This is a genomic window from Enterovibrio makurazakiensis (assembly GCF_050336585.1).
GTDB classification, from domain to species: domain Bacteria; phylum Pseudomonadota; class Gammaproteobacteria; order Enterobacterales; family Vibrionaceae; genus Enterovibrio; species Enterovibrio gelatinilyticus.
On the sequence record NZ_JAKJSE010000007.1, the window covers coordinates 39,783 to 65,407 of the forward strand.

Consider the following 25,625-nt stretch of genomic DNA (forward strand, 5'->3'; position numbering starts at 1 on the left):
GTGAATAGATGTTTTGATATTGATTGCCTAACAATTGTCGAACATTGTGGTCTCAAGTTTGAACTCGACATTAAATGTTATTTGAGTACCTTAACAGTTTTCCGCCTTATGCAATCATGACAAAAACGACCCTCAAACAAAGGGCCGTTTTTATTTTTCTAGTAAAGCTTAAATCAAACGTTGTTGATTAAACGATATCGATACCAGATTGCGTCACATGTTCAGCATCGGTCCAGACAGTAATTTGAGCACTACTATCCGAGTCTTTAGTAAAAACGTACGCTTGTAGGTCGGCGGCTTCAACTGACGTTAACCCCATTTGTAGCAGCATCTCTGGAGAAATATCTGCGTTGGAGGTGCCTGCTGCATCATAGCTCCAGTTTGCACCTACAAGGTTGAGTGTGTCGTCACCTTCTCCCAAATAAGCAACAAAGCCATCCCAATTGCTACGATCGATATCGTCTGATTGTGCAAAGATAGCATGTTCTTTAACGGTAACGGTTTGATCTCCTGCGTCACCAATGACGGCTTCAACACCAGAAATGACATTGCCCTTGATGCTGGCGTCTGATTGATATGCTTCACCCGTAAAATCGGCATGAACATCACCATTCACTTTGAGAATGTCAAAGCTGGTTGTCGCAGCGTAAACCTTCGTATTGACTTCACGGCCACTTGAACTGGTAGATGTGCTGCCATCGAAGTCATTCACATCGAAGATAAGCGTATCGCTACCAATTCCGCCACGATAACTGTCAACGCCTGCGCCACCATCGAGTGTGTTGTTGTGTCCGTTACCAGCAAACAGATAATCGTTACCTTCACCCCCCAGCAACGTATTACTGCCAGTACTGCCGAACAACTTGTCATCGCCAGCACCACCCTCTAAGGTGTCATTTCCAGCTTTGCCGTGCAAAATATCATTACCATCTCCGCCATCTAAGGTGTCATTACCAAGACCTCCTCGAAGGTCGTCGTCACCCGCATCACCGCTTAGTTGGTCGTCACCACGTCCGCCGAAGATAAGATCATTTCCTTCGCCACCGGAAATCGTGTCTTCGCCAAGCCCACCATAGACAATGTCATCACCACCTTCAGCTGAAATCGTGTCGTCATCAGGTTGGTTTGGAAGGAATTGATTGACGTAAATATCAAACGTTGTATCAACGAAATCGCCACTGCCTAGATTCCAGCGGTCATCCCAGATACTGGTATCGCCATCGATTAGCTCATGGTCTTGTCCATCGCCATTTTCGTTTGCTTGAGAAACGTAAACGATCGATTCAATCGCACCTTGAGCAACAATCGGAACCTGGCCAGAAATATCTAAGGTGACTTCGCCATCAAGAAAGCCCTGAGAGGCGCCATCGGGAATAAGGAACAGACTCAGAGACGTTGCACCTTCAGTATCTACTTCATAGTCATTGGCGCTGGTAGCGGTTTGTGCATTAGAAGCCATGACTTCAGCTTTGAGAATGTTTCCGCTGCTATCGAGGAGAAAATATCCGATCGAGTTATTGAATTCAGTGTCGTTAGTGAAATTCGATAGGCTGATGTTGAATGTGTCGCCGTTGCTTACATCATATGTGCCATCAGTGTTTCTTGAGCTTGGTGAGGCGCCGTTGGCTAATTCCCCCCCAATAATGACATCATTGCCATCACCACCGTTGAGAACATCATTACCCGCTAAACCATAGATGGTGTCGTCGGTAGAGGTGCCATTTAGTGTATCGTTTTGGTCGGTACCAATAATAGAAGCCATTTTTCATTGCCCTGTTTATAGATAGAGTCGAAGCTCTGCAACTGACATTCATTAAAATTCCCAACACCTTTTATGTTCGTCACCACGATGAGATCGTGATGCGATTATTCGCCTTGTGGCCGCTGTCTTATGTTGTGCTGAGTGAGAATGTACTGAGAAGACCGACGACATTCTGGTCAAGTACATAGGCAGAATGTAAATGTACAAATTTCTATGACAAGGGATAGGCTGTTAATTAAGTGGAATATGGAAAATAGTCTGATTTAAGTGTGAGCATATTCTTCTTAAAGTATGTAGTACGGTTTAATGTAAGTGCCAATAAAGAGGGGGAGAGACAATATGTTAAAGTGGCTCACTTGCTTGTTAACCGCCACTATTCTCCTTGTTTGAGAGCCAAGAAAACCAGATCTTGGTGTGTATGGAGTTCAAGGTTGTCCCATGTTGGCTTTATGGGTTGTATGAATAACTGATGATAAATTGCATGGTTAACTATGCATTAATTTGTGATCGAGAATGTTGTTGGTGAGGGGAATCTAGGCACTCTTCATCCTCTCGTTAACGAGCAATATGTTCATGATGAATCTTAATGCGTGTCGGTATCAGCGTGCGGTATCAGACAGTGGTCTCGTCTTTGGCGAATGGTGGAGTGCTGTTTTTGACCTGTTTCTTGTAGCGTTCGCTTATGGTGAGTTTGCGATTTTTAGATGTGGAATGCGTTATGGTTAAACGCATTATTTATAGGCTTTCACTATTTTGATAGGCGTAGAGTTAATGATGGTAGAGAAGTTTGAACCGTTGTTTTTGGATTTTGTTAAGCGTGAAATGCAGCAAGACTTAGCCCATGATTTGAATCATGTTCTTAGAGTCGTAAAGGTAGCAAAATCGCTATGCCATGAAGAAGGCGCGAAGCTTGAAGTGGTTGTTCCTGCGGCTTATTTGCATGATTGTTTTTCTTTTCCTAAAAATCATCCAGAGAGGGCTACAAGCTCTTTGTTGGCAGGACAAAAAGCTCAGAAATTTCTAGAGAGTGTGGCATATCCTTCAGTGTATTTTCCTGAAATCAGCCATGCCATTCTTGCTCACAGCTTTAGTGCCAAGGTGAAGCCGAAAAGCTTAGAAGCGAAAATTGTGCAGGATGCCGATAGGTTGGATGCCATTGGTGCAATTGGGGTTGCGAGGTGCTTGCAAGTGGGTACCGCACTGGGTGCTGGGCTATATAATGCCTTTGACCCATTTGCCCAAGAAAGAGAGTGGGACGATCGACAATATTGTGTCGATCACTTCTACATCAAATTACTCAAACTGGCAGATACCATGAACACAGCGTCGGCAAAAGCAGAGGCAGATAAACGAACCGTGTTTATGAAAAACTTTTTGACGCAGCTTGGCAATGAAATATAAAAAGGGTGTTGGATTTAGCGCCGAGGAGGCAACTGATTCTGAGGCGATCCATCAGAAACAAAAAAGCCGCGATTCATCATCGCGGCTTTGTGTTTTCTTCACTAAAGCATCTTAACAAGGTTAGCTAGTCAGTTTTACAAACCTTGTTGATACTGATCGTTAGTGTTGATTGGCACCATGGTAAATAGAGCGTCTTGAACACTCACATCACCGTTAACCAATTTTTCAAAATGCTTAACGAGCTCAATTTTATCTGCTTGCTCTTTCGAGCCGCTACCGATGTTAGTCAAATCAATAAAGAACTCGTCAAATAGGCCTGATAGATCTTTCACGGCATCCATATTCAAGAACTGCTCGTGATTGTAGATGCTCGGGTAGCCGCCTTTTTGCTTATCAACGGCGAAGGAAATGCCTTTCACATTGGTAATGGTCGTGGCTTTTTCACATCGCAACATACAACCTGCTTCGATAGCCGGTTTGTTACAACCTACCGTTTGCTGGAAGAAGCACTGGCGACTCGTCATCATCAAAATTGGGTGATATATGCTGTACGCCAATTTGAAGTTTTCAGGGCGACGGATTTGTTTCATCTGCACTTTGTTTATCTCGTTTGAAATAAACGCACCCGCACAGTTCAATGACTCTTTCAGGGTCACTAGAGCGTGTGAGTTAGTGGTGTTGAGGAATGGGCCCGCAATCCATTCAATGCCCATTTCAAAGGCTTTATAAGCAATGCCCGTGTTGTTAGTCACGATGCGCGCCGGTTTGACCTCTTCGAGGACTTTTACCGCTTCATCGTAATCTTTACCGATAAGAACCGCAGGGAACCAAGGGATCAAACGCGGGTTATCTAAGAAGATATTGATGTATTTTCTATCACGCTTCTTAAAGCTCTCTGGCAACTTAAAGTAGATGTCGGCGTCTGTGACATCGCATACGTTCAAATCAGCAGTGTCAGCGATAAGCATTGATAGTTTTGGTTTCTCTTCAACTTTCGCGTATTGAGGAAAAGCAGGCACTTCTACGTGCTTAATGACATCTCGAGAGCCATTTAATAGGAACGCGATGCGATCTTTCATTTCCGTGATTTCACGGAAGGGAACCACTAAGTTTTCTGCTAATTCGGAGAAGTCGTAACCGAGTAATTCGTAGTTAGGGTTGATCACGCCTTTGAAGCGTTTTTCGAGCTCCTCTGAAGTGATCGCTTTTTCATCAGCTTCTCTCAATAGGGAAGTTGATTGCACTGAAAACGTATCGTGCACGTTGTCAGTGGGCGTGACGACAACAACGAAAGGTTCACCCAACGACGCTTTGAACGCAATGGTCACTGCAATCTTATCAATGCTCAGTGTTGCTACTTTCTCTCGCAGCGTCGCGCCAATAGCATTTTTGTCGTTATAAAGGTCTGTTCTGACATCTTGAATTTGCACCACATCAATCGCATTTCTCTTTTCAACGGCGTAATTCACGCTGTTGTCGCGAGGGTTATCGATAAACATGTCTCTGGTCAGGTTACCTTTCAAAAACTTGTTGGTTAAACCACGGTTGAATACTTTATGGAGATTGGAGTCATCTTCATAGAGGTCGCCGGTTTCAACAAACTGATTAATGTTTTTGCGCCAGTTCTCCACCACGGTATAGACGTAGTGAGCACCTTTAATGCGGCCTTCAATCTTTAAGGAATCGACTTGAGCGTCAACCAATTCTGGAAGGTCAAAATATGCAGAGTTATCTTTCAAATTTAGCGGATACTTAGTGCCGACATTGGTCACTTCGTATTCATCGCGACACGCTTGGCTGCAACGGCCTCGGTTTCCGGAGTTACCGACACTAACAGAACTTGAGTAACACTGACCGGAGAATGCGATACACAGCGAGCCGTGAACAAACACTTCAGTGAGCATGTCATGTTCATGTGCTACGGCTGTCATCTCTTTGATTTCATCTATGTTCAGTTCGCGAGATAAGTTAACGCGTGATGCGCCTATTTGGGATAGGAATTTAAGCTGACCTTCGTTGTGCGTAGTTAACTGAGTAGAGGCATGCACATCTAACGTGGGGAAATGCTTTTTGATCAGGTTAAATACACCTAAATCTTGAACAATGATGCCATCAAGTGTCGTATTCACAAGTTGATTGAGCAATTTCACTAATGAACGGATTTCGTGCTCAAGAATCACTACGTTTAAGGTCAGAAAGACTTCACAACCATACTCGTGAGCGAGTCGTAGAACGCCGTTTAACTCATCAAATGAAAGATTGGATGCACGATTACGGGCGTTAAAAATATCTAAGCCACAGTAAACGGCATTTGCCCCAGCTACGATGGCTGCTTTGATCGCTTCTACATCACCACCAGGTGCCAATAATTCAATTTTTCTACTCATTGTGAAACTGCTCGCTTCGATTCTTGTTGATCATTTTTTCGAGCAGGCATTCTACTCGCCTCACGCTTTCATTGCCACTCATTAGGGTTTTGTTGATTCAGATCATATATGAATTGGGGTGAATCCCATTTTTTCTTCAGTTATTATGGGTTTATTCGTTCATTGTTAAGCTAGCCATTATGACCGTGCCTATTCTGTATTCACTGAGACAATGCCCGTATGCGATGCGCAGCCGACTTGCCATTTTGCACGCGGGACAAGCCGTGATTTTGCGTGATATCGATATGAACAATAAGCCAGATGACATGCTAGCTATCTCGCCAAAAGGGACGGTTCCCGTGTTAGACCTTGGTGATGGAACCGTGATAGATGAAAGCCTTGATGTGATGATATGGGCGTTGACCCAATCTGATCCAAATAACCTGCTGTATTCTCATGACAGTGAACAGCTACCCGCTATGCGTGAGTTGATTCAACGCCACGACCTTGAGTTTGTTGGTGCATTGCAAAGGTACCGCGCGGCTTCTCGTTATCATGACAATAACAAAACAGAGTGTCGTGATAAGTGCTGTGAGTGGTTGGTGCCCATCGAGCAAAAACTCTCTGAGCATGCCTACATTATGGGCGAGCAGCCCAGCTTAGTTGATTACGCTATGTTGCCATTTATTCGCCAATTTTCGCGCGTGGATAAACGGTGGTACGCGCAAGCACCGTTCCCTCGTTTACGAGCGTGGTTAATCAATCACTACAATGACCCAACCTTCTCGAAGGTGATGGTTAGTCACCCCAAATGGAAAAAGAATGACGAGCCTATTTTGTTTGGTGGCCATCCGAATTGAAAAGAGGTGCACTGAACGGTCCGTTTATTCTCTCTTATTTGGACCCTAACGCCCTTGCTGACCAAGCGCTAAATTCCACGTCGAAACGGTTGCAACGCCTCACTCAATGCTTGAATTCCCTCGAAAACGATACTGCCACTTGTCGTGTTCCTATAAATGAGTCTCTTATCGCCGTTAAGCAGTGATTTAATATGTTGAGTATTCAATCATCATAACAATGACATACCACCGTCAGATAACATGGCTATATAAGGACGTTTCCATGACAGCAAATGAACACACAGCAAACATTCAAAACAACACAAAAGAGCCCAAGCTTTGGCAAGTCTCTCTCGCCTTATGCCTTATCTCTGTGTTGCTGGGGGTCGCCATTTTGTTCATCGAGGAGGTCTTGGGCGTAGTCATGCCAAACTCCGGTGTGCTTTCGACAGTGATTCCGACCATGTTGACAGGCTTTTATTTTGGTCATAAAAACGAAGTTTTGATGGTTTCCAGAACGCGCTGGCTTGCTGTGATGGTTTGGACGGGTGCGAGCTTGTTATATGTTGCCGGGATAATGCGGTTTTATGAGTTTACATTGGCGGATCTGACCGCTGAGTTCGGCAGTGTGTTCTTGTGGATCGGTTTTGCTTTCCTTTTGATCATGACAGTTGTGAGTTATTTCATGATCAAATCCGGTGAGAAAATGGGCATCAAGAATCGGGTGAAAGTGAGGGAAAAGCAGCTTGCTAAACAGCAAGCGAAAGAGAAGCAGAGCGTTTAACTCATTCAACACCGTAGTATTTTAATGTAGACATGGAAACCCTGAGTGCGGGAGGCATCACGTTATCGAGGTGCTTTTTAAATCAGGGAATCCGTGTTGTTCGATAGCGGCTTTATTTGGAATTGGAGTGAGGTCCGGTGAAATAAAGCGCAGCCGAGTTTCGTTCGAAAACAACTCTTCATTTGTGTAATGCGTCAGCATGATTTCTTTGTCGAGCATGCAACGGTTAGCATTGAAAGTACCCGTCTTAGTGTTTTAATCCATCATCAACCCTAAATCCTAAACCTAAAGGCAGGTCAAACGCATTTTGGAATAATTTTGGCATCTCGGCTGTGCCGTTAGCCACATTGTTTCTGATGCGAGGGAGGCTGGTAGCGCATTGATGCATCTTGCTTCAAGAAGATGTTACTCGCGACCACACTTCCCAAGCACACGAAGATTAGCGCGACGGCTGTCATTATGTCTGGTTGTTCACCGAAGATAGGAATAGCGAGCAGCGTGGCAACCACAGGTGTTGCACTGCCAAACGCCGCACTTCTCTCAGCGCCCAAGCGCTTTACCGCGTATAAATAGGTACACGATGCAATAATCCCAGCACCTACTCCCTGTAAAAAGGTATGACTAAGTACTGCTTTCCAGGGCCAATTCACCATCGGCGTATCGTTCAATACGCTGGGCAGCCAGCCAACCCAAATAGCGACAACGAGCACCAAGCAAGAAAGGATGGCCAATATCCCTGAACACGCGAGCGCATTTAGGTTAGCGACACGTGCACAAATAGTAAACGTTGCCCACATTGCACTACCCACCAGAAACAAAATGTGCCCTTTTGACTGAAGCCAATCGTAGTTCTCGCCGATGCTGGTTGCCAGAAACAATGCAGTTCCAATAGCAATGGCGATGAGTCCAGCTACGCGATGAGTACTTAGCGGTTGCTTAAACACGACCACGGCAATTGCGGTCACAAACAGCGGTAATGTACCTGGTACGAGGGCGCTACCATGAGAAACGGGCACATACTGCATCGCTGAACTTGCCACGAGCAAATAGGGCAGACCGCTGCCAACAAACATACAGAGTAAATACTTAAACGGAATAGCTGCAATCTCGTAACGCGCTTTATAGACAAAAGGTGAAAGGAGTACCGCAGGCACAAGAAATCGCATTAAGGCGAGATCTGCCGGAAGAAAATCAGCATTCGCACCCCCTTTCAGTGATAGGAAAAAGCCCGCCCAAAGCAGTAAGGTGATAGACATAGCAAGGTAGCCAGTGACTCGGCGTTTTGATGATTGGCGGGCACTTGGTATGGCGTGAGTCGATGCTGGAGAATCCGCTAGTGTCGGGTTCGCTGATAAGGGCTTTGCTGACATGAATGAGTCCATTCCTTCTCATTATCTGAAGGGACTATTATCTGGCAACCCTTTGAGTGTTTGGAGGCAATCTTGCGCTTGTTATCAGTATGTATTGATGGAATCCGCTATTATTATCTTAATTATTAATGGAAATCGGCGCGTGGGAAATGGATCGTATTGATAAGCAGCTGTTGGACTTGATGCAGAAAGATGCTCGTTTAACAACGGCAGAGTTAGCGGATTTGGTAGGCCTGTCAGCGTCACCGTGTGCGCGACGTATTAAGCGCCTTGAGAAAGATAACATTGTTGCGGGTTACCATGCCTCACTGTCTCGCGACAAAATTGGCATTGCCATGACCATGTTTGTTGAAGTGAGTTTGAACAACCATCAAGTCACGTCTGTGGATGACTTTGAGCAAGCAATAGGAGATATGCCGGAAGTGGTGAGTTGCCATGTGGTATCCGGCACATACGATTATTTGCTGGAGGTGGTCGCCAAAGATTTGATTGGCTACGAGCAATTTACTCGCAAGCTACAATGCCTACAGAATGTGAAAGACATACATACCCAGTTAGCGATAAGGAAAGTGAAAGATCGCGGCATCTTGCCCATTTATGTTTAATGGCAGCAATATGGTGCCAACGCGTTTGTCGTCTATTTGGCACCATATTTGGTCATTGCAATACGAAACGGACAAGACTTCTTTTTGAGAAAAGCCAGCGTCATTTTATATCGGGTTCAAGTAAAGCCTGCAATTGCTCATTCGCTTTTTGATATCCTTGCTCAGCGGCCAGTTGATACCAATATATGGCTTGGTCCATATCTTGCTCTACGTGAAGGCCTGAATCATAGAATCGGCCTAAAATGTACTGGCCTGCTTCACTACCTTGGTTTGCGGCTTCGTGTGCGCAAGCAAACGCTTTTTCATTATCTTGCTCTGTGCCAATGCCTTGCAAATAGCACTTAATGAGCGCTAGATGAGCGTCCACATAATCATTTTGAGAACTGGTTAAAAACCATTGATAGCTTTTTGATTCATCCTGATCACAGTGCTCACCATCCTCAAAATAACAGCCTAAAAGAAATTGTGCTCTGGCGTTGCCATTGGTGGCTGCGAGCTCTATCCATGAAAACCCAGCCTCAGGGTCAAATGCATCACATTCTGAATCGAGCAGAAGCTCCCCTAGTGTGATTTGAGCAGGCACATGGTTGTTTTCCGCAGAGGTTTTTAGCCATCGAATCGCCAAATCAAGATCATATGCTGGCGTTTCATCATCTAAGTATTCAAGTGCTAGTCTGAGTTGAGCTTTGGCGAAGCCATGGTTTGCAGAAAGTGTCAGCCATTTACTCCCCAAATCAGGGTTGGCAACGTGCTCTTCATCTAGATACAGGCAAGCGAGTTTAAACTGGGCTTCCATATCATCTTGTTTTGCAGCCTTCGAAAACCAATGTATAGCTTGTTCAAGATTAGCTTCGACATTTGAACCGTTATGATACGCGATGCCTAAGTTAAATTGACTATCAATATCGCCTAAATCAGCGGCTAATTTGCACCAATATAATTCCAATTGAGGATCGCGAAGTTGTTCATCATCACGATAGATTTGCACTAACATGAGCTGCGATTTTAAGTTGCCTTGCTTTGCGGATTTTTCATACCAATGCACGGCTTGATGTATATCTTGATCAATAACATCGCCATTATAATAGCAATGACCTAAGTTACGTTGTGCGTGTTGATATTCTTTCTCTGCAGCATATTGAATCAATGTTAATGCTCGCTCGGGGTCTTTGGTGAGCCCATCACCATTGAGCAGAATCACCCCCAGTCGGTTGTAGGACCATAAGTCACCGGACTCGACCGCTTTAGGAAGCAAACTGTTGGATGTCTCGATATCATCTAGATCATGAAAATATAACTTAGCCAAGTCTGCAGCCGCGGGTAAATGGCCTTGATCTAAAGCGAATTGATACCAATGTTTCGCTTTTTCTAGATTTTTTTCACCGCCTAGGCCTGTTTCGAAAGCGTTACCTAGATTGCATGCAGCAATTGAGTTGCCAAGCTCCGCCGCCTGCTGGAATAAAGCACGCCCCTTGGTGGTATCTTGTTCGACACCTGAACCGTTTCGATAGAGTACACCAAGGTTATTGAGTGCAGATTTGCATTCTTGGTCAGCGGCTAATTGATACCAATGTGCAGCCGATAGGTGGTCTTTCTCTGCATCATCGCGATTTGCGAAATAAAATCCTAGTGCATATTGTGCACTTCTATTGCCTTGCTTGGCAGATTCGGTCCACCAAAATAGGGCGGCTTCGTCATGGTCTTCGCTGTCGGGCTGACTAGAATAGAACTGCGCCAGGCTATATTGACCTTCGGGGTACCCTTGCTCTGCGGAGCGTCGTAACCACAAATGAGCCAAATAGCTACTAGCTTCAACGCCTTTACCCTCTAAATAGGCACAACCTAGATTGTGCTGTGCCCAACTATTCCCTTGTTTGGCGGATAGGCGATACCAGTGTGTTGCTTGCTCATCACTCTGAGCTAACCCTAGGCCTCTGCTAAAGTTCAAACCGAGATTAAATTGCCCCCAGCTGTGACCCATCTCAGCTGCTTTCAAATACCACTCGCAGGCTAGCGTTTCATTAACATCAATACCTATTCCTTGGCTGTAGGTATACCCAATATGAAATATCGCGTTAATATGGTTTTGACTGGCAGCTTTATGAAGCCATTCAAGCGCCTGGTGGGTGTTTTGCTCGACACCAATGCCCTGACGGTAATAAAGGCCAAGTTGTAACATGAACTCGAGATGGTTTTCATTTGCAAGTCGTCGGATTATTTCGAAGGCATACGGTTCGTTTTCTTCAACACCAATTCCGTAGGCATAGCAATCGGCTAAGGCCAATAAGCCATCTTCATCATCTAATTTCGCAGCTTGTTCATACCAATAGAACGCCTTTTCTAAAGATTCTTCTACGCCCAATCCATAGCGATAGATAGTGGCCAATCTCATCATTGAAGGGCAATAAGATTGATTTATTGCGCAATCAAACCAATATAATGCTTCATCAATATTTTGATCACACCCTAGGCCATGCTCATAACATCTTGCCAATGAATCTTGTGCATACGCATCGCCTTGCAATGCTGCTTTGCAAAACCACTTTGAAGCCTCTGCTTCGTTTACTTCAACACCTAGGCCTCTCATGATCAAATAGCCGAGAAAAGCTTGAGCTGCTGGTAGATCTTGATCGGCAGCCTTTCGTGTCCAGAGCAAAACGGTCTGTGGGTTCTTTTCAACACCCTTGCCTTGATGAAACAACTGGCCTAATGCGAATTGAGCGGAAGGGTGATTCTGATTCGCGGATTGCGCATACCAATATGCAGCTAACTCATAGTCTTGTGGTGTTTCTTCTCCTGACTCATAGATATGACCGACGTTAAACTGTGCCTCTGAATCTCCCGCTTGCGCGGCAGGTAAAATATCTTCTAGCAGGTAAAAACCATCAGAATCCATTCGATTAAAACTTGAATCATTGTCCATTAAATACCATCTCAGTAAACCAATGAATATATTTCGTAAGTGGAATAATCATATTTTTAAGGAATAAAAATAATTAAATAGAAAGCTTATTAGCCATCCAGATGACACTTTGAATGATGTTGTATTCTGGAATGCATATGACCTTATCAACGTGAGTGAAACCATAACATAAACTCATTCAGGCTTACGTTGCGACAATGAGACCTACAGTGGTCAGTTATTTTTTGTTAGACCTGGTTATCACAGGCGTGATTCTTTTTCGCAACGAACAAATAGTGGTTTTGAGTGAAACTACACAATGCTCTATAAGTCACATTCTGTCTGCTCGCATTAATATTCCATCGTTGAGACCACTCTGAATGGGCATGTTCTGGTCGATTGAGTATATTCGAGCCGCGAGGATGCTTTTACAATACTGCTTGAGGCGTCTCAGCCCCCGTTTTCTTGTATGCTAACCACTCACTGAGTTGTCTTTGAATCATAGAAATTTCATGTTTAATCAAGGGCTATTTTAGTGTCTAGCAGTGACAGATTTATAAGGAATTAGGGCGTTACGTGGTAGAGTTCATGCATGTCTGCAAAATCATAAGTTTGCAGTGATGAACGTTTAACTATCTTGGACTTAATGGTTTAAGAGCGACCCCAAAATCTTTATACCGTACATGGTGAAAGGAAGAATTATGGCGTGGGAATTGATGAGCGGTTCATCCCCATGGAGTCTCTCAGACTCAACGCAGACAATTTGCTTAGACAATGAAGCCAGATAAAATATCGAACTGGCGACCTTCACTTGAACGTGCCAATGTGGGCAATATTGTCAGCGTTGAGGGTGTTTTACCCGCCTACTACCGGAAGTTTCGGTGTACACGAAATAATTAGCAGGGATATAAAATGCATAAGATTCAGATAAACGGCAGAAACATGTCGTATTTAGATGTGGGTGATGGTCCTGTTGTGTTGTTTGGACACAGCTACTTGTGGGACAGCGCCATGTGGAAACCTCAGATTGACGCTCTGAGTAAGCAATACCGTTGCATTGTGCCTGACCTTTGGGCTCACGGACAATCTGACGCCGCTCCTGATTCAACCACTACGTTAATTGACTATGCCAACGATGTGCTGAGCTTGATGGACTCGCTAGACGTAGAACAATTCGCGCTGGTGGGTTTGTCAGTGGGCGGAATGTGGGGAACAGAGTTAGTGCTTAAAGCCCCAACCCGAGTGAACGCATTGGTGTTAATGGATACATTCGTTGGATATGAACCCGAAGTCGCAAAGGCAAAATACGTGGCCATGTTCGATACCATTGAGCAGTTAGAAATGGTGCCGCCGCAAATGGTCGATGCCATCACGCCACTGTTTTTTGCTAATGACGCCGAGCAAGAAAACCCTGAACTCGTTGCTGGATTTAAAGAGATGTTATCTGCGCTGTCGGGAGAGAAAGCAAAAGCGATTGTGCAGGTTGGTCGAATGGTGTTTGATCGCCGCGATACCTTTGATGACATTGAAAAGCTCACGTTGCCAACGCTTATCATGGTCGGTGCAGAAGACAAACCCCGTCCGCCGCTTGAGTCTATGTTATTGCATGATGCGATAGACGGAAGTGAGTTTGTGTTGATCCCAAAAGCTGGGCATATCAGTAACCTTGAACAACCTGAGTTGGTGAACGTAGCTCTGACGCGATTCTTGGCGAAGACGCTCGCTTAATGGACGATTTCCGGCTGTCTTCCTAGCTATCAGGCGAGATTGCAAATATATGAGATAGCAAATATACGAGATAGAAAATAAGCGAAACGTTGTAAAATCATGGTCTAGGCTTCAAAAAAGCACTGAGTGATAGTGAATCACCCAGTGTTTTTCTATGCCATCAATCACTGTCCCTAGCTCAATACTTAAACCGTCCAATCATGACATTGAGGCTTTCTGCTTGTCCGCTTACGCCGTCCATGTTGTCGTTAATCCGGTGCAGTGTTTGTGCGCTTTGTTGAATGCTATCTCCGACACCTTCAACGCCTTGTGAGGCATCATTAACCCTCTCAAACTGCGCTTTGATCGAGATGTTAACGCGGTCGAAGTTAGCACAAACCTCATTGTTTGAGTGGGTGATTTTATTGAGCAAATCGCCGGATAAACTCACTTGTTCGACGCCGAGAACAATGCGCTCATCGGATTCAATAATCAGAGCCGAAATCTCTTTAGCGGCTTCAGCGCTGCGCTGAGCTAGGTTGCGCACCTCCGCGGCTACTACAGAAAATCCGCGTCCCTGTTCACCTGCTCGCGCCGCTTCTACGCTGGCATTGAGAGCGAGTAAGTTGGTTTGAAAGGCAATGCCTTCAATCGTACTGATGATTTGTTGCATCTTACGACTCGAGTCCGTTATTGACATCATGGCGGCATCAATTTGTTTAACTAACACTTCACTCTCTTTTGCATGGTCGAGAGCTTTTTGAGAAACCGTGACGGAGACATTGGCATGATCGAGAGCTTCATCAATATTGCTGCGCATGGCCCGCATGAGTGTAGAAACATCTTTGAGGTGCTTCACCTGTGTGTCGATTTGCTGATTGAGTCCTAATACCTCGGCTGAGGTTTCTTCAGATTGGTGCGTGACGGTAGATGCCGTGCCTTGAATTTCATGAACCATGTCTGCCAAACTCATGATGGTTTGGTTAATACCGGATTTGAGTGTTTGGTAGTCACCGTTTACTTCGAGTGAAAAGCTGTCTTTTAGGTTACCTTGCGCTAATTTATCGAGTACTTCTCGGGTGTGAGTGAGAACATGCTCAATGTTTTCTGCTGATTGGTTTACCGACGTGGCCAATTGCAGTAAGTCGCCTGATACGTTGTGTGTATTACAACGTGCTGATAGATTTCCGCTCGATACTTCTTCCATCACAGAAACGATGTTGTTAAACACTGAACCCGTGGTTGTGGAGGCGCCATTGACTGCCACTTTCATTTCGTTCATTTTTCCATGGGCGTTTAGCGCGACGGTTTGGCCAAATTTCCCTTCACTCATGGACGCCATGACGTCGCAGATATTAACGATGATCCCTTCAGTATTGTCGATGGACTGGTTAATAGACTCCTTAAGGGAGGCTAAGTCGCCAGCCGCTGGGGCGGTTATTCTGCGGTTATAGTCACCCACTTCCAATGCCCCCATGACCATTTTTGCGTCGTCAATAAACGCAGCGGTGGTCGCAGCTGAGCTGTTAACCTGATTTTTTAGTGTGGCCAGTTGCCCCTGAGCGTCGACTACCACGCGGCTTTTAAAATCACCCTGTTCGATCTTCGCCATGACGTTTCCAATATCTTTGACGGAGATTTCGATTTTATGAGCAAACTGATTGATACTTTGTTTCAACACGAGAAGATCGCCCGCCATATCCGTGTCGACACGCTGTGAAAAATCCCCTTGAGACAAACCACTCATGGTGTCCGATATACAACCTACAGCGCCATTGAGTGAGGCAAGCATGGTGTTGAGCGCTTCCGCCGCTTGGCCTGTCTCGTCTTTGCTGTGCACTTCGGCGCGGCTAGAGAAATTCCAATGCTGACGCAGGGAAAGAATAAAGGCAGATAAATCTTGTATGGGCCGTGAGATCCGTAGCCCAAATGTTTTGGCGGTGAATAACACTAAAGAAATCATGATAATGACAACAAAAAGGTAGATGATTTTTAATGTATTCACCGCTGAGAGCGCTTCACTTTCACTTTGCTCTACGACAACGAGCCATTCAATATCGGGTGAAATAGCCACTTTTTGATAGAGTGTAAGTGTCGATTCTCCTTGATAGTTGTCGCCGTGAAGAGCGGCATCAGGCTCTTTGGTTTGGCTGGCGAGTGCGGCATTAATAGAGGCAGTGTCGAGGGTGAGGTTGTTTTTGAAAGAACCGTCTACCGTCAGTGATTCATTATGGAAGGTGTCTGATCGTAAGCGCTTATCTGAGCCAATAATGAAGGATTCTCCGGTCTCCCCAAGCCCATAATCTTTACTCATGACGGCAGAAATTTGATCGGTTGCCAGTTGCACAACGATGACGGAAATGGCGATGCCATTATCATAAACAGGTGCAGCAATAAAACTTGCCGGTGCATTGTAGGAAGGGAAATACTGCTGGTAGTCAACGAATACCGTATCCACGGATTCTCCAGAAGACACTTGATTCCGTACCATTGAAAATGCCTTGCTTAACCCTGAATCGGCGAAGGGGCCATTGTCTAAGTTCGTCGCGTAATCAATTTCTTTATAGACGGAGTACACAACATTTGCTGTGGTTATGTCGACCAAAAAAATGTCGTAGAAACCAAAGTCATTGGCATAGTTTCTAAAGTCGGAATGAAAACGGCGGTGAGCAAAGTCGTACTCTTGATTCCCCCCTTGGCGCATAAGATCTTTTTCGCCTAATGGGTTTGGATTATTCACGATATAGTTATGTTGAAACGCCAAAGCTTTTGGGCTGAGGTTGTCAGCCACAGCCTCAACATCAGGCAAGTTGTTAGCATGGGACTCAAATTTAGATAGAAAATCTTTTCGATAGAAACGCTGAATGTCGGAAAATTGTTGCGGCAGAGAATCACCATAAAGGGTAAAGGTATTATTGAAGGCAGGGGCTGCGGCCAGTGTCATCGGGCTTTGCGCAATGCTTAGGACAACGCGATGGCTGTTATCAAAGTAGCTCTCAATCGCATCACCTTTTAAATGCGCAATGGCTTGGAGTGCATCACTTTTCTCGGCTTCCATGGAAGCCCAAGAGCTGTATAGGCCAATGGCGGCAGTAATGACGGTGGGCACGAGGCCGATAAGGCAAAGAATGACGGTTAGTTTTTTTATCAGAGCGTAGTTCTCAAATTTCTGCATCCACGTTTCAAGCACAGTTTTATCCGTCCTAGCGTTATTTGTATCAATGTTAAGAGTGTAGGAAGGAATCTGTGTGCTGTGTAGTTTGGCAGGCATGATAGGTTGATGAATTTTAAGTAACATACTTGCTAACACTCTCAGTATCAGACAAGCGTTGCCTAGTGCTATGTTTCCGTTTAGTCTCACTTGAGACCCAAACCGACTGAATATGGTAGCTGCCTTTTGATTGTTCAGGCCGTTTGGGCATTTTGATTGGTGTGACTGCCCGATCCTCGTGCCATTGGAGTTGGAATAGGCATTTGCATGGAAAAAGGGGATTGTTTGTGGTGATCTCTTGTTACAAAACGTGGTGTAGACGATTTAAGGAGTGAACATTGGAATTGCGTGAAAAAGTGACCAGCGAAACGGAAAATGTGGCGGTGCTCAACAAGCCATTGTCATTTGTCATTGTGATGGTCGGTGTTGCTTTTGCTGTGTTTAACCTACAACTTGTGTTTGCTGATGAACACGTAAGCGCCTTGAAAGCCTTACTCTTTGGCGTAATGGCGTTTATCGCCATTTTTGTAGTGTTGTTTTGGGTGTTTGATTCAAAGAATACTGTCGTGAATGATGCGTTTATTTCGAAAGGGAAAACAAAAATTCATTGGACGGACGTGACTGACTCTAAGTCGAATGATTTTTCAATAGTGATTACCGCAGGAGAAAAAAAGGTGGTGGTGAACTACTACGCCTATTCTAATCCTGAAGACTTGATGGCGACGATAAAAAAGAATGTGAAACGCTCGCTGCAAGCACAGGAATAAACTTAGGTTCAACCTTTAGATTTACCTAGATTTGAAACCAATATTTGAAACCAATATTTGAAACCAAAATATTAAGCCCTCAGTAGAAAAAGCCCCATGAGAATCTCTCAAGGGGCTTTTTCCTATCTAGCCATTACTCGTAATCCGTTGCGTATGTTTCTTCGTAAGTGTGAGAGTAAAGCTCGAACAGGTTGCCAAACGGGTCTTCCAAATACACCATTTTCGCTTGCTTGCTGTCGTCCTCTGGGTGGTAACGCATGATATCCATACGGACTTTACCGCCAAATGCTTTGACTTTCTCGATCACGCCGTGGAAATCGTCTGTTTGTAAACAGAAGTGGAAAATACCTAAACGTGTGAAATCAACAACATGACGCTCTTGGCGCTCTTTCATTTCGAATAGCTCAACGCCAATCCCATCAGTGGTGACAAGATGCGCGATGTTGAAGCCCTTAAAACCGTCACCAAATACTGCAATACACATTCGACCAATCGCGGTTTCGCGTTCTTCAATGACTTTGGTGTTACCCATGACAATGCTAAGACCCAGTGCGTTGGTGTAAAACTCAACCGCTTTGTCCATGTTGCCGACCATAATGCCTATGTGATTCATTTTCATGACGTTACTCTCTAGTAATTCTGATAACAGGTACGCGTATTGTTTTACGTTAGTACTCGTAATTTGTTTCGATGGAGAGAGTATAGGGAGATCTTTTGTTCTGTAAAAATTATCAATAATTATCTTATTGATAACAAAAATTTATACTTAGAGGGCTCATATGGAAAGGGAAGATCCTAGCTCTCACTCTGAAAATGGCGCGATAAGTGCCTACAGTAGTAACAGCCTGAATGACGGGAAGAGATAGAAAGAAGGGCGAGAAAGGAAGATTGCCTGAAGCGCCACGTATGGGTAGCGCCAGACAATCCTTCTAAGAATGAGTACGTATTAGCCGAGCCAATAAATTCCTATCAATACCCATGTTGCAATAGCAGCAGTTTCAATGACCACCATCAGGATGGGTTCATAACCTATGGTGAAAAGTTTTTTCACTGAGGTTTTGATGCCCAACGCAGCAACCGCAGCAACCAGACACCATGAAGACAGCCCAGACAGAGTACTTGTCACCGTTTCAGGCAAGATATGGGCACTGTTAATGGCGACACAAATACAAAAGCCGATAACGAAGAATGGCAGTAATGGAATGTCTGATTTCCCGCCCGTTTGTTCCGGGTGGCTACGAAAATACAGAGAAATGACCAATATGACGGGTACAAGGAGAGCAACACGTAACAGCTTGGTGATAGTGGCAAACTCGCCGGCTTGCGGGGAAATGGAATAACCAGCACCTACCACTTGCGCGACATCGTGAATGGTTCCGCCGATGAAGATACCTGCGAGTCGGTCATCGAAGCCCAATATGTTGACGAAGATCGGGTAAATCACCATGGCGATGGTACTAAAAGCGGTCACCGCGATAACGGTAAACAGGGTGTTTCGTTCACTGTATTGATGTTTGGGAAGAACCGCGGAAATCGCGAGTGCCGCCGATGCGCCACATATGGCGACAGAGCCACCTGTTAGCACGCCAAATTGTACGCGTCGCCCAAGTATTTTAGCGACCAACATACCAATGGTGATAGTGAGCGCGATACCACAAGCCACCCAGACTAGCATTTCCCAACCGAGTGAGGTCATCTCTTCCATGGTAATGCGCAGCCCTAATAAGGCGACGCCAAAGCGGAGGACTTTTTTGGAAGCAAATTCAATACCCGGTTGGCATTTTGAATCATTAGCCAGAAAGTGAAAAGCAATGCCCAGTAACAGGGCAAACAGCATTTGAGGTGCACCATAATGCGCAGAAAGAAATGTCGCCGCCGCAGCAACAGTGACAGAAAGCAGTAGTCCGGGTGCCAGTGAACGACAGCTTTGGCTTATGGTCTGCCAATTTGGAAGGCGCTGCTTGGTGGTTGATGTCATGAATAACGCTCCATGTTATTAATAGTATTTGTTTTTATAGTGATTTCTTAGGGTGGGCTAAATCATTTAACTCTTTGAATGCAGCGTCTGTTAGAGCTAGCCCTTTTTCGAGTACTCGATCACGTTGGCGTAAACGTCGCTCTCCGGGCAAACGGACACCATCTTGCTCGCACATCGTGGAAAACAAGGCTTCTAGCCTTTCCGCAAACAATGGTGCAATGAATGTTCCAGAAACAGAGGGATCAATGGCGATCACTGAATGTCCTATCGCGGGTGGACCTCCTTCGGTATCAAAGAAGTTGGAGGCTTCGTAACCGTAAAGCGCCCCCGTGAGCGTTGCTGACAGTATTTCAACCATGAGTGCTAACGCTGCACCTTTTGCATCACCAATAGGAAGCATCGATCCTGCGATGGCGGCATTAGCATCGGTGGTCGGGTTGCCTTGGGAATCAATGGCCCAACCTTCTGGGATTGGGGCGTCTTTTTTCCGCGCAAGTAGCACTTTTCCTCGTGCCACTTTACTTAGGCTCATGTCTATCACGAGCGGGGGAACGCCCTGTCGAGGGCAAGAAAATGCAATCGGATTGGTGCCAAATATTGCTGTATTACCACCCCATGGCGCAATGGCGCTTGGACTGTTAGAGAAGATCAGGGCAATACAGCCTTGTTTGGCAATACGCTCAGCGTGATAACCTGCTTGGCCGAAATGATGAGAACGATAAACCGTACCTAGCGCAATGCCTTGTGCTTTCGCCATCGCAGGTAGCAAGCTGACCAACTTATCCATGGCTGGGAAAGCAAAGCCTAGCTCTGCGTTGATTTTACAAACACTCGGCTTTGGCGTTTCGACTTTGGGAACTGCATCTCCAATGACTTTGCCGCAAGTCACCTGATCAATGTAGGCGGCAAGACGAGCCAAACCATGACCGGGCTGTCCGTCAATTTCTGCCTGAATGAGAGCATGTGCGACTGAGGTTGCATTGGGTGACGTCACACCGACGTTTTCCAGTGCTTGGACGATGAGCGCTTTGGCATCTGTTGGGTTGATGTACACAGGCATGTCCGTCTCCGGTGTAAAAAAACGGAAGAAAAGAGACGCTGGGTTACCCCAGCGTCATACTCACTGTGCGATTTAAGCCGAAGGCTTATGCACTGCGGGAACGCTTATGCGCTTCGGTAAAGCTTAGTCAGTACGAATTCACGGTGACCAAGAGATTCCGCTGCCGTGTAACGGCCGTTTGCTGTACGAAGTGTCATGTCGATCAGCGCATCACCCGCTGAATCCATGTTCAATTCGCGAGCAAGAATGCCAGATACATCAACATCGATGTGCTCGCCCATGGTACGCACGGTACGTGGGTTCGCAGTGATCTTGATAACAGGCACAATCGGGTTACCGATAACGTTACCTTGACCCGTAGGGAAGAGGTGAACGGCAAAACCTGCTGCGGCTTGCAAGGTCACACACTCTGCTGCTGCAGAAGAGGTGTCCATGAAGTACAGACCTGGACCTGCTGCTGGGCGCTCAGCGGGCGTCAACACATCAACGAACTGCGTGTGTTTACCGATTTTCTGGTAGTTACCGAACGCCTTCTCTTCGATGGTGGTTAAACCGCCTAAGATGTTCCCTTTGGTTGGCTGGCTGTCAGACAAATCAGAGGTTTTGTGTGGCTCGATAACCTCATCCATGTACGCTTGCCATGTGTTCAAGAACTTCTCACCGATTTCAGGTGAAACAGCTCGCGTCGCACAAATTTGCTCTGCACCTGTTAGTTCTGAGGTCTCACCGAAACACAGGGTTGCACCTTGTGCAGACAGTTTGTCACACAGGTTGCCCACGGTTGGGTTAGCGGCTAGACCTGATGTGGTATCAGACTCACCACACTTCATGGAGATCCATAGCTCACTAACATCACACTCTTCACGGGTGATTTCACTGGCGGCTTGAACGTAATCTTTCGCAACACGTGAAGCAGAAGCAATGGTGTTGATGTCGCCGTTCTGCTCGATTGCAAAGCCTTGAACTGGCTTACCAGAAGCTGCAATTCCTTCAACAACACGTGCTGTCCACTCAGGTTCAATACCAATAACAACCACGGCTGCTACGTTCGGGTTACAACCTGTACCAATCAAGGTGCGGAAGTGAAGCTCTAAATCTTCCCCAAACTGAAGGCGACCGTATGGGTGTGGAATGGCCATCGTGCCTTTAATGTTGTTTGCAACGGCTTCACATGCTGCGTTCGACAAATCGTCCAATGGGAGAATGATGACATGGTTACGTACACCAACACGGCCATTCTCGCGGCGATAGCCCATAAATTTATAGTTGCTCATGGCTTACCACCTCTTCGTTTTAACGTTTTGAACGTGAACATGGCCGCCTTTGGCAATGTCTGCGATTGCTTTACCGATGTCGTTGTCGTACTTCAGGATAGTGTCGCCATCCTTAATGTCGTTTAGCGCGACTTTGTGCCCCAGAGGGATTGCATCTAGTGCAAGTACTTCGATGGTTGCATCCGTGTCCATCACCCATCCAACAAGCGTTTGGCCAGCTTCTAAGCCCTCAACCACAATCACGCCAACGGAGTCGGTCGAATCGTGGACGAGAAAATCTGGTTTTTGCATTTTCATCTCCTTTTGAATAAAACGATCTTTCTTTTCTTGGGTTACTTTTCGGGCCGCAGCACGACTTTGGCAGCGGCTATACGTCCGTTAAGTAAGTCGTCAAAAGCGTCCGCACCTTCACTGAGCGGGCGTTCTTGAATCCAGTCCAGCGCGCCTAACGCGCCGTTATGCATGGCTTCCACGGTGGCGTGGAAATCTTGCATGGTGTAGGTGTAGCTTCCTGTGAAGGTCACTTCTTGTAGCGTGAATTTGCGTACATCAAGCCCTTCAATGCTGTCTTGCAAACCCACATGGACAATCACTCCACCGGGTTTAACGGCATCGGATGACCCCATACGGGTATGTTTGTTGCCCACGCAATCCACCACTAAATCGATGCTGTTACTGGCAACGAGAGGGTTAGAAAGCGGGTCGAATACGGTACAAACGCTGGTGGTTTTTACTGTTTCTCGGCGCAGCTCATTGGTTTCAGCAAGGAATATCTGACGACAACCTTGTGCGTACAAAGAAAGCGCAGCTGCAAGCCCCACTGCACCGCCGCCATACACTAATGCTTTGCTTTCTACCAAAGGACGATTCACTAAATTCGCGCCTTTGGTCACTGCATGCCAGCCCGTTGCAATGGGCTCGGCGAGCGAAGCGGTTGCCATTGACATACCTTCAGGCACAGGCACGAGATTGCGCTTTGGAATGGCAACGTACTCGGCAAATGCGCCTTGTCTTGGTGGCATGGAAATGATTTCGCGGCTTCCACATTGGTTTTCAAAACCCGTTCGGCAGTAACTGCAATGACCGCAGCTCACCAGTGGGTTGATCACCACGGCTTGACCATCAAGATCGCGATTGCCGGTGTTGTCTGCGCCGCGAACAAAGCCTGCGCCTTCATGCCCCAAAATCAGTGGGGCAGGGCGGCGAGAATCGTGACCGAGGTAAGCATGAAGATCTGAACCACAAATGCCGACGGCGTTGATTTGCACCAAGACTTCGTCATCTCGAAGCGTTGGCATCTCTGCGTCTTCGATATAGGTCAGTGATTTTTCTCCGGTATACACCAGTGCTTTCATCGTGCTTTCCTTTTGGTCGTTGCGTTTGCTTTCATGTTTTCGCGTTAAGTCGAACGCTAGGTTTCGACATGCAGCTATTTCGCTGTGTAGCCACCATCAAGTGAGATCATCTGGCCTGTGATGTAATCTGAGGCGCGTGACGCCAAGAACACCGTCAGGCCATCAAAATCTTCTAATTCGCCATTTCTACCGATTGCTGTCATGCCTGCGTGATGTTGCGCGAGAGCGTCATCCGCAAAAACGCGTTGGGTTAGCGGCGTTTGGAAGAAGCCTGGTGCAATCGCGTTAGTTGTGACACCTTGGTTCGACCATGCTTCTGCCATGGCGCGAGTGAGTTGGGCCACGCCGCCTTTCGACGCGCCATAGGCGATCGAGTTGGCAAAGGCGCGATACGATTGCAGTGAACCAATGTTGATGATTTTTCCGTGCCCTTTTTCGAGCATGCCTGGCAAGCAGGCTTTACCGAGAAAAAAGGGCACCGAGAGATTGAGATGAAGAGTTTTGTCCCAACTCTCGATGGAAATGTCATCCGCTGGTTGACGTAAATTCACCCCCGCCGCATTGACTAAGATGTCAGGTGCGCCGAAATGTGAAGAGGCTTTGGCAATGAACTCAGGCAAGGTATCGCGTTTCGTTAAATCCACGACAACCACCGCGGAATCACCACCTGACCCCGCGATAAGCGCAGCGGTCTGTGACAAGGTTTCTACGTGGCGGCCAGCCAGAAGAACCTTAGCGCCAGCTTGGGAGAGGGCAAACGCCATGCGCTGTCCGATGCCCGAGCCTGCGCCTGTCACTAAAGCGACATGTCCGGTTAGGTCAAATAAGTGGTTTAACGTACTGCCTGTCATTTCATCTTCCTTATGTTTATGACGTTGTATCCATTTATAACGTTGTATCAATGGGTGGCGATTTATTCTGGTTTCAGGTTGAACTGCTCGTCTGGGAAGTATTTTGCTAAACGTGCATCACCAGTTTTAGCATGCGCTTCCATGCCTTCAAGGCGTGAAATGCGAGCGGTCACTTGTGCAACATCTTTGCTAGCTTCAATCGACGAACGTTGATACGTCACGACTTTGATGAACTTGCCGACACTGAGGCCGCCGGTGTACTTGGCGGCGCCTTTGGTTGGTAGAATGTGGTTAGGGCCTGACGTTTTATCGCCGAACGCCACATTGGTTTCTTCACCAAGGAAGAGTGAACCGTAGTTGCGCAGGTTCTGAAGCCACCAGTCGAGGTCTGCAGCGTGCACTTCGAGGTGCTCAGACGCATATTCATCGCTGACTTTTACCGCCTCTTCACGTGTTTCATAGATGATCACTTCGCCATAATCACGCCATGCTGCTTCTGCTGATTTACTGTTTAGTTCTGGTAGTTCAGCAATCAGTTCAGGCAGACGTTTCATCACGGTTTCCGCTAATTCTTCTGAATCGGTTAGCAACCATGCTGGGGTGTTAGGGCCGTGTTCTGCTTGACCGAGAAGGTCAACTGCAACCAGTTCTGGATCGGCATCTTTGTCTGCGATCACCATCACTTCAGAAGGGCCTGCAAACATGTCGATACCGACACGGCCATAGAGCTGACGTTTTGCTTCGGCAACGAATTGGTTACCTGGGCCAACGAGGATGTCTGCTGGGTGACCCGTGAACTGACCGAATGCCATGGCTGCAATGCCTTGCACGCCGCCTAGGTTCAAAATGGTGTCGGCACCAGCGAGTTTTAATGTGTACAAAATCGCTGGGTGCATGCCGCCTTCACGACCCGGAGGTGAACATGCGATGACATGGTCAACACCCGCGACTTTCGCCGTAGTGACAGACATGATGGCGGATGCGATGTGCGAGTAACGCCCACCTGGTACGTAACAGCCCGCAGCTTGCATTGGGATCAATCGTTGGCCTGCGAACAAACCGGGGGAAAGCTCCGTTTCAAATTCATTCATGCTCGCAAGCTGTGCTTGTGCAAAGTCACGAACTCGCTCGTAGGCAAACTGAATATCTTTTTTTAGCTGCTCAGGCACTTTGTCTTCCGCTGCATCTATCTCCGTTTGAGATACAACGATGTCGCCGTGCCAGTTATCGAATTTTTTTGTATAGGCAATGCAGGTTTCTTCGCCGCCTGCTTCGATTTCCTTCAGCATGTTTGAGACAATGTCACGAACGTCGTCTTCACCTGTTGCTGCGGTTTTTTCAGCTTTTTTCAGATACTTAACAGCCATGTTGATAATTTCTCCGTTAAATTTTG

20 protein-coding genes are annotated in these 25,625 nt (G+C 46.3%); 7 read left to right on the plus strand and 13 right to left on the minus strand.

Annotated features, from left to right (window positions below):
* Positions 1-187 precede the first annotated feature (187 nt).
* Positions 188-1,762, minus strand: a complete 1,575-nt coding sequence (locus tag L4D06_RS05080) for a calcium-binding protein (protein WP_429738036.1) — start codon at positions 1,760-1,762, stop codon at positions 188-190.
* 573 nt (positions 1,763-2,335) lie between these two features.
* Between L4D06_RS05080 and L4D06_RS05085 the strand changes: the two genes are divergently transcribed.
* Entirely contained in the window at positions 2,336-2,488 is a 153-nt protein-coding gene (locus L4D06_RS05085) for a hypothetical protein (RefSeq protein WP_429738037.1), read from the plus strand.
* A gap of 48 nt (positions 2,489-2,536) precedes the next feature.
* Positions 2,537-3,163, plus strand: a complete 627-nt coding sequence (locus L4D06_RS05090; protein ID WP_429738268.1) for an HD domain-containing protein — start codon at positions 2,537-2,539, stop codon at positions 3,161-3,163.
* Positions 3,164-3,297: 134 nt separating this feature from the next.
* Here the strand turns inward: L4D06_RS05090 and L4D06_RS05095 are convergent, their stop codons facing one another.
* Positions 3,298-5,550 carry a peptidase U32 family protein gene (locus tag L4D06_RS05095; protein WP_429738038.1) on the minus strand — a complete coding sequence of 751 codons (2,253 nt, stop codon included), beginning with the start codon at positions 5,548-5,550 and terminating at the stop codon, positions 3,298-3,300.
* 179 nt (positions 5,551-5,729) lie between these two features.
* On the opposite strand from L4D06_RS05095, the gene L4D06_RS05100 reads away from it, so the two are divergent.
* Positions 5,730-6,389 carry a glutathione S-transferase gene (locus L4D06_RS05100; protein ID WP_429738039.1) on the plus strand — a complete coding sequence of 220 codons (660 nt, stop codon included), beginning with the start codon at positions 5,730-5,732 and terminating at the stop codon, positions 6,387-6,389.
* 262 nt (positions 6,390-6,651) lie between these two features.
* Entirely contained in the window at positions 6,652-7,152 is a 501-nt protein-coding gene (locus tag L4D06_RS05105; protein WP_429738040.1) for an ABZJ_00895 family protein, read from the plus strand.
* A 338-nt stretch (positions 7,153-7,490) separates the two neighbouring features.
* Here the strand turns inward: L4D06_RS05105 and L4D06_RS05110 are convergent, their stop codons facing one another.
* A complete protein-coding gene (locus L4D06_RS05110; RefSeq protein WP_429738041.1) occupies positions 7,491-8,522 on the minus strand; it encodes a DMT family transporter in 1,032 nt (343 codons plus the stop codon).
* A gap of 149 nt (positions 8,523-8,671) precedes the next feature.
* Here L4D06_RS05110 and L4D06_RS05115 point away from each other — a divergent pair, with 149 nt between their 5' ends.
* A complete protein-coding gene (locus L4D06_RS05115) occupies positions 8,672-9,127 on the plus strand; it encodes an Lrp/AsnC family transcriptional regulator (protein ID WP_274164157.1) in 456 nt (151 codons plus the stop codon).
* 100 nt (positions 9,128-9,227) lie between these two features.
* On the opposite strand, the gene L4D06_RS05120 is transcribed toward L4D06_RS05115, so the two are convergent.
* Positions 9,228-12,050 (minus strand): SEL1-like repeat protein, encoded by a 2,823-nt coding sequence (locus tag L4D06_RS05120; RefSeq protein WP_429738042.1) that lies wholly within the window; start codon positions 12,048-12,050, stop codon positions 9,228-9,230.
* Between the two features lie 891 nt (positions 12,051-12,941).
* On the opposite strand from L4D06_RS05120, the gene L4D06_RS05125 reads away from it, so the two are divergent.
* On the plus strand, positions 12,942-13,757 hold the full coding sequence (locus L4D06_RS05125) for an alpha/beta fold hydrolase (RefSeq protein ID WP_429738043.1): 816 nt from the start codon (positions 12,942-12,944) through the stop codon (positions 13,755-13,757).
* A 178-nt stretch (positions 13,758-13,935) separates the two neighbouring features.
* On the opposite strand, the gene L4D06_RS05130 is transcribed toward L4D06_RS05125, so the two are convergent.
* Positions 13,936-16,926: a methyl-accepting chemotaxis protein gene (locus tag L4D06_RS05130; RefSeq protein ID WP_429738044.1), complete on the minus strand. Its 2,991-nt coding sequence runs from the start codon at positions 16,924-16,926 to the stop codon at positions 13,936-13,938.
* Between the two features lie 359 nt (positions 16,927-17,285).
* On the opposite strand from L4D06_RS05130, the gene L4D06_RS05135 reads away from it, so the two are divergent.
* On the plus strand, positions 17,286-17,714 hold the full coding sequence (locus L4D06_RS05135) for a hypothetical protein (RefSeq protein WP_429738045.1): 429 nt from the start codon (positions 17,286-17,288) through the stop codon (positions 17,712-17,714).
* A 133-nt stretch (positions 17,715-17,847) separates the two neighbouring features.
* Here L4D06_RS05135 and L4D06_RS05140 read toward each other — a convergent pair whose 3' ends face one another.
* From L4D06_RS05140 to hisD, 8 genes are all read right to left on the minus strand, one after another.
* A complete protein-coding gene (locus tag L4D06_RS05140) occupies positions 17,848-18,333 on the minus strand; it encodes a VOC family protein (RefSeq protein ID WP_429738046.1) in 486 nt (161 codons plus the stop codon).
* Positions 18,334-18,660: 327 nt separating this feature from the next.
* The gene (locus L4D06_RS05145) at positions 18,661-19,692 is read right to left on the minus strand and encodes a YeiH family protein (protein ID WP_274164151.1); all 1,032 of its coding nucleotides are present in this window, start codon (positions 19,690-19,692) and stop codon (positions 18,661-18,663) included.
* Positions 19,693-19,726: 34 nt separating this feature from the next.
* A complete protein-coding gene (locus L4D06_RS05150; RefSeq protein WP_274164150.1) occupies positions 19,727-20,752 on the minus strand; it encodes an Ldh family oxidoreductase in 1,026 nt (341 codons plus the stop codon).
* 104 nt (positions 20,753-20,856) lie between these two features.
* A complete protein-coding gene (locus tag L4D06_RS05155; RefSeq protein ID WP_274164149.1) occupies positions 20,857-22,026 on the minus strand; it encodes a UxaA family hydrolase in 1,170 nt (389 codons plus the stop codon).
* 3 nt (positions 22,027-22,029) lie between these two features.
* On the minus strand, positions 22,030-22,317 hold the full coding sequence (locus tag L4D06_RS05160) for a UxaA family hydrolase (protein ID WP_017007649.1): 288 nt from the start codon (positions 22,315-22,317) through the stop codon (positions 22,030-22,032).
* Positions 22,318-22,358: 41 nt separating this feature from the next.
* Positions 22,359-23,381, minus strand: coding sequence for an alcohol dehydrogenase catalytic domain-containing protein (locus L4D06_RS05165; RefSeq protein WP_429738047.1), 1,023 nt, complete (start codon positions 23,379-23,381; stop codon positions 22,359-22,361).
* 74 nt (positions 23,382-23,455) lie between these two features.
* On the minus strand, positions 23,456-24,232 hold the full coding sequence (locus L4D06_RS05170) for an SDR family NAD(P)-dependent oxidoreductase (RefSeq protein WP_429738048.1): 777 nt from the start codon (positions 24,230-24,232) through the stop codon (positions 23,456-23,458).
* A 62-nt stretch (positions 24,233-24,294) separates the two neighbouring features.
* The gene (gene hisD, locus L4D06_RS05175) at positions 24,295-25,599 is read right to left on the minus strand and encodes a histidinol dehydrogenase (RefSeq protein ID WP_429738049.1); all 1,305 of its coding nucleotides are present in this window, start codon (positions 25,597-25,599) and stop codon (positions 24,295-24,297) included.
* Positions 25,600-25,625: the final 26 nt, after the last annotated feature.

What these genes read in the sequence shown, in the direction of transcription:
- L4D06_RS05080 (WP_429738036.1), bottom strand. Translation starts at nt 1,762, where the DNA reads ATGGCTTCTATTATTGGTACCGACCAAAACGATACACTAAATGGCACC.
- L4D06_RS05085 (WP_429738037.1), top strand. Translation starts at nt 2,336, where the DNA reads ATGATGAATCTTAATGCGTGTCGGTATCAGCGTGCGGTATCAGACAGT.
- L4D06_RS05090 (WP_429738268.1), top strand. Translation starts at nt 2,537, where the DNA reads ATGGTAGAGAAGTTTGAACCGTTGTTTTTGGATTTTGTTAAGCGTGAA.
- L4D06_RS05095 (WP_429738038.1), bottom strand. Translation starts at nt 5,550, where the DNA reads ATGAGTAGAAAAATTGAATTATTGGCACCTGGTGGTGATGTAGAAGCG.
- L4D06_RS05100 (WP_429738039.1), top strand. Translation starts at nt 5,730, where the DNA reads ATGACCGTGCCTATTCTGTATTCACTGAGACAATGCCCGTATGCGATG.
- L4D06_RS05105 (WP_429738040.1), top strand. Translation starts at nt 6,652, where the DNA reads ATGACAGCAAATGAACACACAGCAAACATTCAAAACAACACAAAAGAG.
- L4D06_RS05110 (WP_429738041.1), bottom strand. Translation starts at nt 8,522, where the DNA reads ATGTCAGCAAAGCCCTTATCAGCGAACCCGACACTAGCGGATTCTCCA.
- L4D06_RS05115 (WP_274164157.1), top strand. Translation starts at nt 8,672, where the DNA reads ATGGATCGTATTGATAAGCAGCTGTTGGACTTGATGCAGAAAGATGCT.
- L4D06_RS05120 (WP_429738042.1), bottom strand. Translation starts at nt 12,050, where the DNA reads ATGGACAATGATTCAAGTTTTAATCGAATGGATTCTGATGGTTTTTAC.
- L4D06_RS05125 (WP_429738043.1), top strand. Translation starts at nt 12,942, where the DNA reads ATGCATAAGATTCAGATAAACGGCAGAAACATGTCGTATTTAGATGTG.
- L4D06_RS05140 (WP_429738046.1), bottom strand. Translation starts at nt 18,333, where the DNA reads ATGAAAATGAATCACATAGGCATTATGGTCGGCAACATGGACAAAGCG.
- L4D06_RS05145 (WP_274164151.1), bottom strand. Translation starts at nt 19,692, where the DNA reads ATGACATCAACCACCAAGCAGCGCCTTCCAAATTGGCAGACCATAAGC.
- L4D06_RS05150 (WP_274164150.1), bottom strand. Translation starts at nt 20,752, where the DNA reads ATGCCTGTGTACATCAACCCAACAGATGCCAAAGCGCTCATCGTCCAA.
- L4D06_RS05155 (WP_274164149.1), bottom strand. Translation starts at nt 22,026, where the DNA reads ATGAGCAACTATAAATTTATGGGCTATCGCCGCGAGAATGGCCGTGTT.
- L4D06_RS05160 (WP_017007649.1), bottom strand. Translation starts at nt 22,317, where the DNA reads ATGCAAAAACCAGATTTTCTCGTCCACGATTCGACCGACTCCGTTGGC.
- L4D06_RS05165 (WP_429738047.1), bottom strand. Translation starts at nt 23,381, where the DNA reads ATGAAAGCACTGGTGTATACCGGAGAAAAATCACTGACCTATATCGAA.
- L4D06_RS05170 (WP_429738048.1), bottom strand. Translation starts at nt 24,232, where the DNA reads ATGACAGGCAGTACGTTAAACCACTTATTTGACCTAACCGGACATGTC.
- hisD (WP_429738049.1), bottom strand. Translation starts at nt 25,599, where the DNA reads ATGGCTGTTAAGTATCTGAAAAAAGCTGAAAAAACCGCAGCAACAGGT.